The sequence below is a fragment of the Streptomyces sp. NPDC001868 genome, from assembly GCF_040297125.1.
GTDB lineage: Bacteria > Actinomycetota > Actinomycetes > Streptomycetales > Streptomycetaceae > Streptomyces.
This window is the reverse complement of the sequence record NZ_JBEOYO010000036.1, coordinates 81,795-94,136: the sequence shown is the minus strand read 5'-3', so window position 1 is coordinate 94,136 and position 12,342 is coordinate 81,795. Positions and strand designations below refer to the sequence as shown.

General features: G+C 71.6%; 15 protein-coding genes. 1 reads left to right on the top strand and 14 read right to left on the bottom strand.

Annotated features, from left to right (window positions below; all coding sequences use genetic code 11):
* Nucleotides 1–215: 215 nt before the first annotated feature.
* The 11 genes from lgt to hisI all read right to left on the bottom strand — a co-directional run bounded on the left by lgt (nucleotide 216) and on the right by hisI (nucleotide 9,548).
* Entirely contained in the window at nucleotides 216–1,214 is a 999-nt protein-coding gene (lgt, locus tag ABT147_RS32560) for a prolipoprotein diacylglyceryl transferase (protein ID WP_351412878.1), read from the bottom strand.
* 126 nt (nucleotides 1,215–1,340) lie between these two features.
* Complete coding sequence (locus tag ABT147_RS32555; protein ID WP_351412876.1) at nucleotides 1,341–2,117, bottom strand: DsbA family protein; 777 nt, start codon at nucleotides 2,115–2,117, stop codon at nucleotides 1,341–1,343.
* Nucleotides 2,118–2,270: 153 nt separating this feature from the next.
* Nucleotides 2,271–3,089 carry a tryptophan synthase subunit alpha gene (gene trpA / locus ABT147_RS32550; protein ID WP_351412874.1) on the bottom strand — a complete coding sequence of 273 codons (819 nt, stop codon included), beginning with the start codon at nucleotides 3,087–3,089 and terminating at the stop codon, nucleotides 2,271–2,273.
* On the bottom strand, nucleotides 3,086–4,375 hold the full coding sequence (gene trpB, locus ABT147_RS32545; protein ID WP_351412871.1) for a tryptophan synthase subunit beta: 1,290 nt from the start codon (nucleotides 4,373–4,375) through the stop codon (nucleotides 3,086–3,088). The genes trpA and trpB overlap by 4 nt, the downstream gene beginning before the upstream one ends.
* Nucleotides 4,376–4,525: 150 nt before the next feature.
* The gene (trpM, locus tag ABT147_RS32540) at nucleotides 4,526–4,720 is read right to left on the bottom strand and encodes a tryptophan biosynthesis modulator TrpM (RefSeq protein ID WP_351412886.1); all 195 of its coding nucleotides are present in this window, start codon (nucleotides 4,718–4,720) and stop codon (nucleotides 4,526–4,528) included.
* Between the two features lie 172 nt (nucleotides 4,721–4,892).
* Nucleotides 4,893–5,702, bottom strand: coding sequence for an indole-3-glycerol phosphate synthase TrpC (gene trpC / locus ABT147_RS32535; RefSeq protein ID WP_326583490.1), 810 nt, complete (start codon nucleotides 5,700–5,702; stop codon nucleotides 4,893–4,895).
* Nucleotides 5,703–5,891: 189 nt separating this feature from the next.
* Nucleotides 5,892–6,386: a DUF2752 domain-containing protein gene (locus ABT147_RS32530; protein ID WP_351412869.1), complete on the bottom strand. Its 495-nt coding sequence runs from the start codon at nucleotides 6,384–6,386 to the stop codon at nucleotides 5,892–5,894.
* A gap of 77 nt (nucleotides 6,387–6,463) precedes the next feature.
* Complete coding sequence (locus ABT147_RS32525) at nucleotides 6,464–6,736, bottom strand: HGxxPAAW family protein (RefSeq protein ID WP_351412867.1); 273 nt, start codon at nucleotides 6,734–6,736, stop codon at nucleotides 6,464–6,466.
* 178 nt (nucleotides 6,737–6,914) lie between these two features.
* Entirely contained in the window at nucleotides 6,915–7,559 is a 645-nt protein-coding gene (locus ABT147_RS32520) for a TIGR02234 family membrane protein (RefSeq protein ID WP_351412865.1), read from the bottom strand.
* A gap of 52 nt (nucleotides 7,560–7,611) precedes the next feature.
* The gene (locus ABT147_RS32515) at nucleotides 7,612–9,090 is read right to left on the bottom strand and encodes an anthranilate synthase component I (RefSeq protein ID WP_351412863.1); all 1,479 of its coding nucleotides are present in this window, start codon (nucleotides 9,088–9,090) and stop codon (nucleotides 7,612–7,614) included.
* 11 nt (nucleotides 9,091–9,101) lie between these two features.
* Nucleotides 9,102–9,548, bottom strand: coding sequence for a phosphoribosyl-AMP cyclohydrolase (gene hisI, locus ABT147_RS32510; RefSeq protein ID WP_351412860.1), 447 nt, complete (start codon nucleotides 9,546–9,548; stop codon nucleotides 9,102–9,104).
* A gap of 137 nt (nucleotides 9,549–9,685) precedes the next feature.
* Here hisI and ABT147_RS32505 point away from each other — a divergent pair, with 137 nt between their 5' ends.
* A complete protein-coding gene (locus tag ABT147_RS32505) occupies nucleotides 9,686–10,321 on the top strand; it encodes a TIGR03085 family metal-binding protein (RefSeq protein WP_351412858.1) in 636 nt (211 codons plus the stop codon).
* 92 nt (nucleotides 10,322–10,413) lie between these two features.
* Here ABT147_RS32505 and hisF read toward each other — a convergent pair whose 3' ends face one another.
* Genes hisF through priA form a run of 3 tightly spaced genes read right to left on the bottom strand, consistent with a single transcriptional unit; the run spans nucleotide 10,414 to nucleotide 12,341 of the window.
* Complete coding sequence (hisF, locus tag ABT147_RS32500; RefSeq protein ID WP_351412855.1) at nucleotides 10,414–11,184, bottom strand: imidazole glycerol phosphate synthase subunit HisF; 771 nt, start codon at nucleotides 11,182–11,184, stop codon at nucleotides 10,414–10,416.
* A gap of 42 nt (nucleotides 11,185–11,226) precedes the next feature.
* A complete protein-coding gene (locus tag ABT147_RS32495) occupies nucleotides 11,227–11,619 on the bottom strand; it encodes a RidA family protein (RefSeq protein ID WP_351412853.1) in 393 nt (130 codons plus the stop codon).
* Nucleotides 11,616–12,341 (bottom strand): bifunctional 1-(5-phosphoribosyl)-5-((5-phosphoribosylamino)methylideneamino)imidazole-4-carboxamide isomerase/phosphoribosylanthranilate isomerase PriA, encoded by a 726-nt coding sequence (gene priA / locus ABT147_RS32490; RefSeq protein ID WP_351412851.1) that lies wholly within the window; start codon nucleotides 12,339–12,341, stop codon nucleotides 11,616–11,618. Before priA ends, ABT147_RS32495 begins: the two co-directional genes overlap by 4 nt.
* Between the last annotated feature and the right edge of the window lies 1 nt (nucleotide 12,342).

The window sequence follows — 12,342 nt, the reverse complement described above, 5'->3', positions numbered from 1 at the left end:
TTTCTAGGGCCTGCAGGGGCCGTTGCCTTGTGGGGCGCGGGGAACTGCGCGAGAAGCCCCCACCCACCCGCACCCGCCCCACGACCTCAATCCCCCGCCCCGCCTGTCTCCCCCTCCACCCCGAAACCCAAAAACCCACCCGCCCTGAAGGGGCGGGTGGGTGGGTGGGGAACATCCGTCGCGGAGCGGCGGATCACCGCAACCGAAGCGCTACGTCAGCTCTTCTCGGCGGTCTCGGCCTTCTCCGCCTTCTTCTCGACCACGGAGTCGGAGGCGGCATCCGCATCCTTCTCTTCCTTCGCGTCGGCCTCGCCCGAGGGCTCAGCCGACTTCGAGTTCCCGTCGTTGTCCTTGTCCAGGTCCACCGCGGCAGCGTTGTCGCCCCCGTCCCCGTCGGAGACACCCGGCTCGACAACCTCTTCCCGCCCCGGCCGCTTCCGGGCCGACAGGACGATGTAGATCACGGCGAGGATGAAGACGAACAGCGCGGTCCAGTTGTTGAGGCGCAGCCCGAGGATGTGGTGGGCCTCGTCGACCCGCATGTACTCGATCCAGAACCGCCCCGCGCAGTACGAGGCGACGTACAGCGCGAACGCCCGCCCGTGCCCGAGCTTGAAGCGGCGGTCGGCCCAGATGACGAGGACGGCGACGCCGACGCACCACAGCGACTCGTAGAGGAAGGTCGGGTGGTACGTGCCCGGCAGCCGCCCGTCCGTGGAGGACGTGATCTCCACGGCCCACGGCAGATCCGTCCGCTTGCCGTACAGCTCCTGGTTGAACCAGTTGCCCCACCGCCCGATCGCCTGCGCGAGGGCGATGCCGGGGGCGACGGCGTCGGCGTACGCGGGCAGCGGGATGCCACGTCGGCGGCACCCGATCCACGCGCCCACCGCGCCGAGGGCGATCGCGCCCCAGATGCCGAGCCCGCCCTCCCAGATCTTGAAGGCGTCCACCCAGTCACGGCCCTCGCTGAAGTACAGCTCGTAGTCCGTGATCACGTGGTAGAGGCGCCCGCCGATCAGACCGAACGGCACGGCCCAGACCGCGATGTCGGCGACCGTACCGGCCTGTCCGCCCCGCGCGACCCAGCGTTTGTTGCCGAGCCAGACGGCCACGAAGACACCGATGATGATGCAGAAGGCGTAGCCGCGCAGCGGGACGGGACCGAGGTACAGCACCCCGCGCGACGGGCTGGGAATGTAGGCAAGTTCCATGGCAGGGTCGACGCTACCCTGCCGGGCCGGGCCGACGGCGGGCAGCCCGGCAACGGGTCCATAACGCCGTACCCCTACTTCCTTGACGCCCCACGGCCCCCCGTGGCCCCGGGAGTCACACGCGGCTCATCCCGCGGCCCTCGCCTCCACCATCTGCTTCAGCTTGGCGGGGGTCATGGACTGGTCCGCGTAGATGTTGGTGCCGTTGAGGAAGACACTCGGGGTGCCGGAGAAGCCGCCCTTCTGGAACGCTTCGTTCGACTTGGCGACCCAGCTGTTGTGCTTGCCGTCCTCGACGCAGGCGCGGAAGGCGGCGGTGTCCAGTCCTTCGACCTTCTTCGCCAGGTCGAAGAGCTTGGCCTCGCTCGCGAAGGTGTCTTCCGTCTCCGGCGGCTGGTTCTGGTACAGCACGTCGTGGTACGCGGGGAACTTGCCCTCGTTCTGTGCGCACGCGGCGGCGTTGGCGGCCTTGCGGGAGCCGCTGCCGCCCATGTTCCCGTCGATCAGGGTGGCGAGGTGGTACTCGACCTTCAGCTTTCCGGCCTCGGTCAGCTCGTGGATCGTCGACCGGTAGGCGTCCTCGAAGGACTTGCAGGCCGGGCAGCGGAAGTCCTCCCACACCGAGAGGGTCGACTTCGCGCCGGCGTCCCCGACGGGGATCGCGAGGCTGTCCTCGCCGTTCGCCCCCGAGGGCGCCACGACCGGGCCCGCTGTGTCGGCGTCGTCGTCCTTGCCGGCGTTCGCCGCCACGACGCCGATCACGGCGGCCAGCCCCAGCACGCCCAGCACCGAGGCGCTCACGATCAGCACCCGACGGCGCTTCTCGGCGGCCTTCTGCTTCTCGCGCTCCTCCGCCAGCCGTTCACGGGCGGTGCGCTTTCCCTCACGGTTCTTCTCGCTCACATCCCGCAGAACGAACCGGGAAGGCGCACCGCGCCTCCCCGGTCCCACTTCCACCCGTTCGAGTGAGCGTATTGCCCGTTACGTCCAGCGATCCCGTACGACAACCGGGTGAACGTCACGAGCCCCCTTCGCGCGCCGGGGTCACACGCCCGATCACGCGCCCCGGCGTACGCCCTTCGCGAGGTCGCCCGCCAGTGCCCGTACGGCGTCCAGGCCGGCCGCCTCGTCCGGTGCGTCCAGCATCAGCTTCACGAACGCGGACCCGACGATCACCCCGTCGGCGAACCCGGCGACCTCGGCTGCCTGCGCGGCGTTGGAGACGCCGAGGCCGACGCAGACCGGCAGGCCGGAACCGGTGGCCCGGGTGCGCTCCACCAGGTCCTGGGCCTGCGCGCCCACCGACTCCCGGGTGCCGGTGACACCCATCAGCGAGGCGGCGTAGACGAAGCCGCTGCCCGCCGCGGTGATCTCGGCGAGGCGGGCGTCCTTGCTGCTGGGCGCGACCACGAAGACCGTGCCGAGGCCGTGCTTGTCCGCGTGCTCCCTCCACAGCGCCGACTCCTGGACGGGCAGGTCGGGCAGGATGCAGCCCGCGCCGCCCGCCTCGGCGAGCTCGGCCGTGAAGCGCTCGACGCCGTAGCGGTCGATGGGGTTCCAGTACGTCATGACGAGTACGGGCTTTCCCGTGGCCTCGAAGGCCTCCCGGACCGTCCGCATCACGTCCGCGATCTTGACGCCGCCGCGCAGGGCGATGTCGTCGGCGGTCTGGATGACGGGCCCGTCCAGGACCGGGTCGCTGTGCGGAAGCCCGACCTCGACGACGTCGGCGCCGCCCTCGAAGACCGCCTTGATCGCGGCGATACCGCCGTCGACGGTCGGGAACCCGGCCGGCAGATAGGCGATGAGCGCGGACCGCCCCTCCGCCTTCGCGGCGGCGAGGGTGTCACTCAACAGCTGGATGTTCCCGCTCACTTGGCGTCCCCCTCGATCTCCGCGAGATCGGCCGCGTCGGCGGCGACCTCGGCGTCGGCACCGCTCTCGTACAGGCCGAAGTAGCGCGCGGCCGTGTCCATGTCCTTGTCGCCGCGCCCGGACAGGTTGACGACGATCAGCCCGTCCTTGCCCAGTTCCCGGCCGACCTCCAGGGCGCCGGCGAGCGCGTGGGCGCTCTCGATGGCCGGGATGATGCCCTCGGTGCGCGACAGCAGACGCAGTGCCTGCATGGCCGCGTCGTCGGTGACCGCGCGGTACTCGCCGCGGCCGCTGTCCTTGAGGTACGCGTGCTCGGGGCCGATGCCCGGGTAGTCCAGACCCGCCGAGATCGAGTACGGCTCGGTGATCTGGCCTTCCTCGTCCTGGAGGACGTACGAGCGCGAGCCGTGCAGGATGCCCGGCTCACCGGCGGTCAGCGTCGCCGCGTGCTCACCGGTGTCGATGCCGTGCCCGGCGGGTTCGCAGCCGATGAGGCGTACGTCGGCGTCGGGGATGAAGGCGTGGAAGAGCCCGATGGCGTTGGACCCGCCGCCCACACAGGCGACGGCGGCGTCGGGGAGGCGCCCGGCGCGTTCGAGGATCTGACGGCGTGCCTCGACCCCGATGACCCGGTGGAAGTCGCGGACCATGGCGGGGAAGGGGTGCGGCCCGGCGACCGTACCGAAGAGGTAGTGCGTACGGTCGACGTTGGCGACCCAGTCCCGGAACGCCTCGTTGATGGCGTCCTTGAGGGTCCGGGAGCCGGACTTCACGGCGACGACCTCGGCACCCAGCATGCGCATCCGGGCCACGTTGAGGGCCTGCCGCTGGGTGTCGATCTCGCCCATGTAGATCGTGCAGTCGAGCCCGAAGAGGGCGCAGGCCGTGGCGGTGGCGACGCCGTGCTGGCCCGCTCCCGTCTCGGCGATGACCCGGGTCTTGCCCATGCGCTTGGTGAGCAGGGCCTGCCCGAGCACATTGTTGATCTTGTGGGACCCGGTGTGGTTCAGGTCCTCGCGCTTGAGGAACACCCGCGCCCCGCCGGCGTGCTCGGCGAACCGGGGCACCTCGGTGAGCGAACTGGGGCGCCCGGTGTAGTTCACGAGCAGATCGTCGAGCTCGCGCGCGAACTCGGGGTCGTGCTTCGCCTTGTCGTACTCCACGGCGACCTCGTCCACGGCGGCGACCAGCGCCTCCGGGATGAACTTGCCGCCGAACGCGCCGAAGTACCCCTCGGCGCTGGGAACCTGACCCTCGGGGTCGGGAATGAAGAACTCGCTGGACATGCGGCTACCTCACAGGGGCACAGCCCCGTCGTTGGTCGGACTGTGGCGAATAGTGATCACCTGTGCGCGCGCCGCCCACCGCTCAGCAGGAACCGCTCCCATCGACGCCAGGGACGACACACCCGGAGTGCACAGATAGGGAGGGACGGCTCAGCTGCCCGCAGGGGACAGGCGCGCACGTGTCCGGGGCCATCGCATGCCGTTCACCTGACCCGGCTCGTCACCGATGACATAACGGACCCGGCGCCCGTGGACCCGACGGGCGGGCGCCCGGCAGCCACGGGGACGGCACCCGCGCGCGAGGCGGGCGTAGGGGTCCCGGGGAGTCATGGTGATCGAGAACATCGGGGCACAGCCTACCGGCCCCGGATCACCCATGCGGGCGACCCCGGCCGGCACCGCGACCTCCGCGCACTCCGGCACCCCGACCGGCACCGCGGCCCCCGCGCACCCCGACGCCCCGGCCGGGGCGGGACCCGGCCGGTCGGCGGCGAAGGCGCGGTCGGTCATGGCCGGGTCAGCCCCGCCCGTGCCGCAGCGCCGGGTGCTCACCCGCGGCGACGAGGTCGGCGACGGCGGTCTTGGGGTCCTTGCCGGTGACGAGGGACTCGCCCACGAGGACCGCGTCGGCGCCGGCGTTGGCGTAGGCGATCAGGTCGTGCGGGCCCCGGACGCCGGACTCGGCGATCTTGACGATCGAGTCGGGGATCTCGGGGGCGACCCGCTCGAACGTGGTGCGGTCGACCTCGAGGGTCTTGAGGTTGCGGGCGTTGACCCCGATCACCCGGGCACCGGCGTCGACCGCGCGTTCGACCTCGTCCTCGTCGTGGACCTCGACGAGCGGGGTGAGCCCGATGGACTCGGCGCGCTCGATCAGCGACTCCAGCGCCGGCTGGTCGAGGGCCGCGACGATCAGCAGGACGACATCGGCGCCGTACGCCCGCGCCTCCCACAGCTGGTACGAGGTGACGATGAAGTCCTTGCGCAGGACGGGGATGTCCACGCGGGCGCGGACGGCCTCCAGGTCGGCGAGCGAGCCGCCGAAGCGGCGCTGTTCGGTGAGGACGGAGATGATCGCCGCGCCACCCGCCTCGTAGTCGGCGGCCAGACCGGCCGGGTCGGCGATCGCGGCGAGCGCGCCCTTGGAGGGGCTGGACCGCTTGACCTCGCAGATCACCTTGACGCCGTCGCCGCGCAGCGCGGCCACGCCGTCCTTGGCCGCCGGAGCCTTCGCCGCGCGCTCCTTGAGCTCGTCGAGGCTGACGCGCGCCTGCCGCTCCGCGAGGTCGGCACGGACTCCGTCGATGATCTCGTCGAGCACACTCACGCGAGCGGCCCCCTTTCAGACGGTGAAACGGTGGAAACGGCAAAAATCAGTGACAACGTTTGACCGTCATGTATTGACAGTCGAGCGGTTCTCAGGGTTCAGGCAGTTCACTGTGATGGTATCCGGAGCGGGGCGCAGGCCTCGCATCCGGTTGACGGCGGTCCCACTACCTGGACGTTCACCATTTGATCAAGGATGCAGCCAGCCACCGAACGGCAAGTTCCGGACAACCGTGAAGACCAGCGCGAACGCGCCGAGCGACCACATCGGCACGGGTCCGAGCCGGAGCCGCAGGGGTCGTCCGCGCACCGTCTGGACCACCCAAACGGTCCACAGCACCGCGAATCCCAGGAAGCCCGCCACGGCCAGCGCGTTGTCGGTGAGGGCGGTCGCGAAGTCCCCGTGGGCGAAGGCGTGCGCGCTGCGCAGACCGCCGCAGCCGGGGCAGTAGAGGCCGGTGAAGCGCCACAGCGGGCAGACCGGGTAGTGGCCGGGTTCGTTGGGATCCACGGCCGCGACGTACGCGAAGGCCCCGCCGACGGCCGCGAGCACCCCGGCGGGCACCCAGAGCCCGGCACGCGACGGTCGCGCGGTCGGGGGTGGGGGCTCGGTCGGAGGTGGCGGCACGGGTGCGGACGCGAGTGGGGGCGCTGGCGGCTGGGTCTCGGCGTTCACACACCGCATTCTGCCCCGCGCGGGCCGTACGCGCGCTCGAAGGGCGGCCCCGCGGTGGTGACGCGGAGCCGCCCTTCCAGCGGAAGTCAGCTCTTGGCGGCGGCCGGCTCGGGGGTCGCCGAGGCCTGCGCGCGGACCGTCGCCGTCTCGTACACGGCGTGCGCGTCCTTCGGCTGGCCCAGGCCCATGGCCCGCATGACCATGCCGACGACGCCACCGAGGACGGTGATGACCATGCCGGCCCAGAATCCCAGCGGCTGGGCCATCACCATGTAGGCGCCCGAGACGCAGAAACCGATGAAGGCGATGGTGACGCCGGTCCAGGCGGCCGGGGTGTGACCGTGGCTGCTGCCCGCCATGACTTGCTCCTCGTTGTTCATTGCGTGGTGCTCGATGCGTGTCGCTCGATGCCTGTGCTGAGTCGGACGCTCGTCGTCCATTGTCCCGTACGGATGCGAGTGCCTTGAGCGGGGGTGTCCACTCTCACGTTCCCGACTTCGTACGTCCCACGTTCCCGGCTTCGTACGGCCGGTGTGCCTAGGCCGGATCGGGTCCCGTCGGGTCCTCGCCCCGGTCCAGGGCCTTCCACATGTCCTCGGGACGGTCGGGGTCCAGGGGCTTGGCCCTGCGGGGGCGGGGGGTGCCGTCGCGTTCGTAGCGGCCGGACATCGCGGGCCACAGCCGTCCGTAGCGGAGCGCGAGCAGCCCGGCGAGCAGGATGAGCGCGCCGCCGACGGCCGCGACGTACGGCCAGCCGGTGTGGCTGAGCGTGTCGACGGTCGCCGCGTTGTCGCCGGAGGCCTCGGCCGCCTTGTCGTCGAGCGCCGAGCTGTCGTACGCGCCGAGCAGCGCGGCGGCGACCGTGCCCGCCCCGGAGAGGGCGAGCAGGGCGGCGACCAGGACGCGCCCGGACCGGCGTACGGCGAAGACGGCGACGAGCGCGGCGAGGCCCACCACGGCGAGCGCGGCGGGCACGCCGGTGACGTCGCTGCCCTGGGCGGTCAGCGGGAAGTCGCCGCCGGCCACCGAGATGGTGCCCTCCGACCAGCGCTGGCGGCTGGCGAGCAGCGCGACGGCCGCGCCGAGGGCGCCGCTGAGCAGCGCCACGGCGAGGCTGCGCCGGCCGGAGCGGAGGGCCACGGGTTCGGAACGGGGGTGAGGTACTGCGGTCACGTACCCCACTATCGCCTGCGCCCCGGGTGGGTTGTCACCCGGGGTTCACGTGAGAAGCGCCCTACTGCCCCAATCGGTTGGCCGTGTGCACCGCGCGGAGCACCGCCGCCGCCTTGTTGCGGCACTCGGTGTCCTCGGCGACGGGGTCGGAGTCGGCGACGATGCCCGCGCCGGCCTGGACGTAGGCCGTGCCGTCGCGCAGCAGGGCCGTGCGGATGGCGATGGCGGTGTCGGAGTCGCCCGCGAAGTCGAGATAGCCGACGCAGCCGCCGTACAGACCGCGGCGGGACGGCTCCAGCTCGTCGATGATCTGCATCGCGCGGGGCTTCGGGGCGCCGGAGAGGGTGCCGGCGGGGAAGCAGGCGGTGAGGACGTCGAAGGCCGTACGGCCCGGTGCGACCCGGCCGGTGACGGTGGAGACGATGTGCATCACGTGGGAGTACCGCTCGACGGACATGAAGTCGACGACCTCCACCGAGCCCGGTTCGCAGACCCGGCCCAGGTCGTTGCGGCCCAGGTCGACGAGCATCAGGTGCTCGGCGCGCTCCTTGGGGTCGGCGAGCAGTTCCTCGGCGAGGGCCTGGTCCTCCTGCGGGGTGGCGCCCCGGTGCCGGGTGCCGGCGATGGGGTGGACCATGGCCTGTCCGTCCTCGACCTTGACCAGGGCCTCGGGGGAGGATCCGACGACGTCGAAGCCGTCGAAGCGGAACAGGTACATGTACGGGGACGGGTTGGTGGCCCTCAGGACTCGGTAGACGTCCAACGCGCTCGCCGTGCACGGGGTTTCGAAGCGCTGGGAGGGGACGACCTGGAACGCCTCGCCGGCCCGGATGCGCTCCTTGATGTCGTCGACGGCCTCCTGGAAGTCGGGGCCGCCCCACAGCGCCGTGTACTCGGGCAGCTCGGAGGGCGGAAGGGCCGCCGGGGGCTGGGCGACGGGCCGGGCGAGGTCGGCCTGCATGGCGTCGAGGCGGGCGACGGCGTCGGCGTGGGCCTCGTCGACGCCTGTGTCCAGGTCGTTGTGGTTGATGGCGTTGGCGATCAGCAGGACCGAGCCCTCCCAGTGGTCCATGACCGCCAGGTCGCTGGTCAGGAGCATGGTCAGCTCGGGCAGCTTGAGGTCGTCGCGCTCGCCGGGGCCGATCTTCTCCAGGCGGCGCACGATGTCGTAGCCGAGATAGCCGACCATGCCGCCGGTGAAGGGCGGCATGCCCTCCTGGTGGGGGGTGTGCAGCGCCTCGATGGTGGCGCGCAGGGCGGCGAGGGGGTCGCCGTCCACGGGGACGCCGACGGGCGGGGTGCCGAGCCAGTGGGCCTGCCCGTCGCGGGCGGTGAGGGTGGCGTGGCTGCGGACGCCCACGAAGGAGTAGCGGGACCACGAGCGGCCGTTCTCCGCGGACTCCAGCAGGAAGGTGCCGGGGCGCTCGGCGGCGAGCTTGCGGTAGAGCGCGACCGGGGTGTCGCCGTCGGCGAGGAGCTTGCGGCTGACGGGGATGACACGGCGGTCGCCGGCCAGCTTGCGGAACGTGTCGAGGTCCATGGCGGCTGACCTTACTGATCCAGTGACGGTACGTCGGAATCGGCGCCGCCCTCGACGGCCTTGAGGACGTCCTCGTCGAAGCAGGTGCGGGCGCCGGTGTGGCAGGCGGCGCCGATCTGGTCGACCTTGACAAGGAGGGTGTCGGCGTCGCAGTCCAGGGCGACGGACTTCACCCACTGGAAGTGGCCGGAGGTGTCGCCCTTCACCCAGTACTCGCGGCGGCTGCGCGACCAGTACGTGCAGCGGCCGGTGGTGAGGGTGCGGTGCAGGGCCTCGTCGTCCATCCAGCCGAGCATGAGCACCTCACCGGTGTCGTACTGCTGGGCGATGGCGGGCAGGAGCCCGTCGGCGCCGCGCTTGAGGCGCGCGGCGATCTCGGGGTCCAGCGCGCTGGGCGTGCCGGGGCCGGCGGGGGCTCCGGGACCGAGGGGGCTGCTGGAGGACGGCGTGCTGGTCATGCGTGCCATTGTGCCGCGCCGCGCGGACCGGCCTCGCCCGTTGTCCACAGGCCGGACCCTCTTGTCATACGAACGGTGACGCGTGCCCGTGTCCCCCTGCGCTGGGCGGAGCGTCGGCCCGGTCGTAGGCTGGCCGCATGTCGACCCATGCCAAGCGTGAACGGCTTCTCTTCGCCGACCTGTTGGAGACCGCGGGCCCTGAGGCTCCCACCCTGTGCGAGGGCTGGACGACCCGTGACCTGGCCGCGCACGTGGTGGTGCGCGAGCGTCGCCCCGATGCCGCCGGGGGCATCATCGTCAAGCAGCTCGCGTCGCGCCTGGAGCGGGTGATGGAGGAGTTCGCCGCGAAGCCCTACGAGGAGCTGATCCAGCTCGTCCGCACCGGCCCGCCGCGTTTCTCCCCCTTCTCCCTCAAGCAGATCGACGAGGCGTCGAACACGATCGAGTTCTACGTCCACAGCGAGGACATCCGCCGTGCCCGGCCCGACTGGACCCCGCGCGAGCTGGACCATGTCTTCCAGGACGCCCTCTGGTCCCGTCTGGAGCGCACCGCCCGCCTCATGGGCCGGGGCGCACCCACCGGCCTGGTCCTGCGCCGCCCCGACGGCCAGACGGCGGTGGCCCACCGCGGCGCCCCCGTCGTCACCGTCACCGGCGAGCCCGCCGAGCTGCTCCTGTTCCTCTACGGCCGCCAGCAGGTCGCCGATGTCGAACTGGAGGGCGAGAAGGAGGCGATCACCAAGCTGCACGAGACGAAGCAGCTGGGGATCTGAGGCCGGGCGCTCTCCACGAGTGCCGTGAGACAGGTAAGCCCCGGCCACCAGGTGGCCGGGGCTTACCTCAAGGCCCAAAGGGCGCCCGTGTGTCACCGCACGGCGTGTCCCGCCTGCCGCAGGGTGTCCTTGACCTCGCCGATGCGCAGGTCGCCGAAGTGGAAGACGGAGGCGGCGAGGACGGCGTCGGCGCCCGCCTCGATGGCCGGGGGGAAGTCCGTCAGCCGGCCGGCGCCGCCGGAGGCGATGACGGGGACGGTGACGTGCTTGCGGACGGCGGTGATCATCTCCAGGTCGTAGCCGTCCTTGGTGCCGTCGGCGTCCATCGAGTTGAGCAGGATCTCGCCGGCGCCCAGCTCGGCTGCGCGGTGGGCCCACTCGACGGCGTCGATGCCGGTGCCCTTGCGCCCGCCGTGGGTGGTGACCTCGAAGGAGCCTTCGGAGCCACTGCGGGAAGGGGTGCGGCGCGCGTCCACCGACAGGACCAGCACCTGGCGGCCGAAGCGCTCGGCGATCTCGCGGATCAGGTCGGGGCGGGCGATCGCCGCCGTGTTGACGCCGACCTTGTCCGCGCCGGCCCGCAGCAGCTTGTCCACGTCCTCGGCCGTGCGGACGCCGCCGCCGACCGTCAGCGGGATGAAGACCTGCTCGGCGGTGCGGCGCACCACGTCGTACGTCGTCTCGCGGTTGCCCGACGAGGCGGTGATGTCCAGGAACGTCAGCTCGTCGGCGCCCTCGGCGTCGTACACCTTCGCCATCTCGACGGGGTCGCCCGCGTCGCGCAGGTTCTGGAAGTTGACGCCCTTGACGACCCGGCCGTTGTCCACGTCCAGGCAGGGGATGACTCGGACCGCCAGGGTCATGAATCCACGGCTCCTCACAGCGTGCGCCAGGCCCCAGGGGGCCTAGCCTCGGAATGCTTCGATCTCTACTTCGACCAGGATGCGCGGGTCGACGAAACCCTCCACGACCAGCAGGGTCGCGGCCGGACGCACCGGGTCGAAGATCTCCTTGTGGGCCCGCCCCACGTCTTCCACGTCCCGCATGTGCGTCAGGTACATCCGTGTACGGATCACGGACTCGGCGCCGAGCCCGAACTCGCCGAGCGCCTCGACCGCGCCGGCGAAGGCCACCTTGGCCTGTTCGTACGGGTCGCCCTCCCCGTACAGCACATCGCCCTTGAAGGCCGTCGTGCCCGCCACCAGGACCCGGTCGCCCGCCGCGACGGCGCGCGCGAAACCGAAGGACTCCTCCCAGGGACTCCCGCTCTGCACACGCCGCACGGCATCCGACGTCATGACGACACAGCCTCCAGGGCCTCTTCGAGGGTGAACGCCTTGGCGTACAGGGCCTTCCCGACGATGGAGCCCTCGACACCGAGGGGCACCAGCTCGGCGATGGCCCGCAGGTCGTCGAGGGACGACACGCCGCCGGAGGCCACGACCGGGCGGTCGGTGGCCGCGCACACGTTCCTCAGCAGCTCCAGGTTGGGGCCCTGGAGGGTGCCGTCCTTGGCGATGTCCGTAACGACGTAACGGGCGCAGCCCTCCTTGTCGAGGCGCTCCAGCGTCTCGTAGAGGTCGCCGCCGTCGCGGGTCCAGCCGCGGCCCTTCAGTGTCGTACCGCGTACGTCCAGGCCCACCGCGATCCGGTCGCCGTGCTCGGCGATGACCTTGGCGACCCATTCGGGGGTCTCCAGGGCGGCCGTGCCGAGGTTGACCCGGGTGCAGCCGGTGGCCAGGGCCTTCGCCAGGGAGGCGTCGTCCCGGATGCCGCCGGACAGCTCGACCTTGATGTCCATGGCCTTCGTGACCTCGGCGACCAGGTCACGGTTGTCGCCGGTGCCGAACGCGGCGTCCAGGTCGACCAGGTGCAGCCACTCGGCGCCCGCGCGCTGCCAGGCGAGGGCGGCTTCCAGCGGGGAGCCGTAGGACGTCTCCGTGCCGGACTCGCCGTGGACGAGCCGGACGGCCTGGCCGTCACGGACGTCGACGGCGGGGAGGAGTTCGAGCTTTGCCATG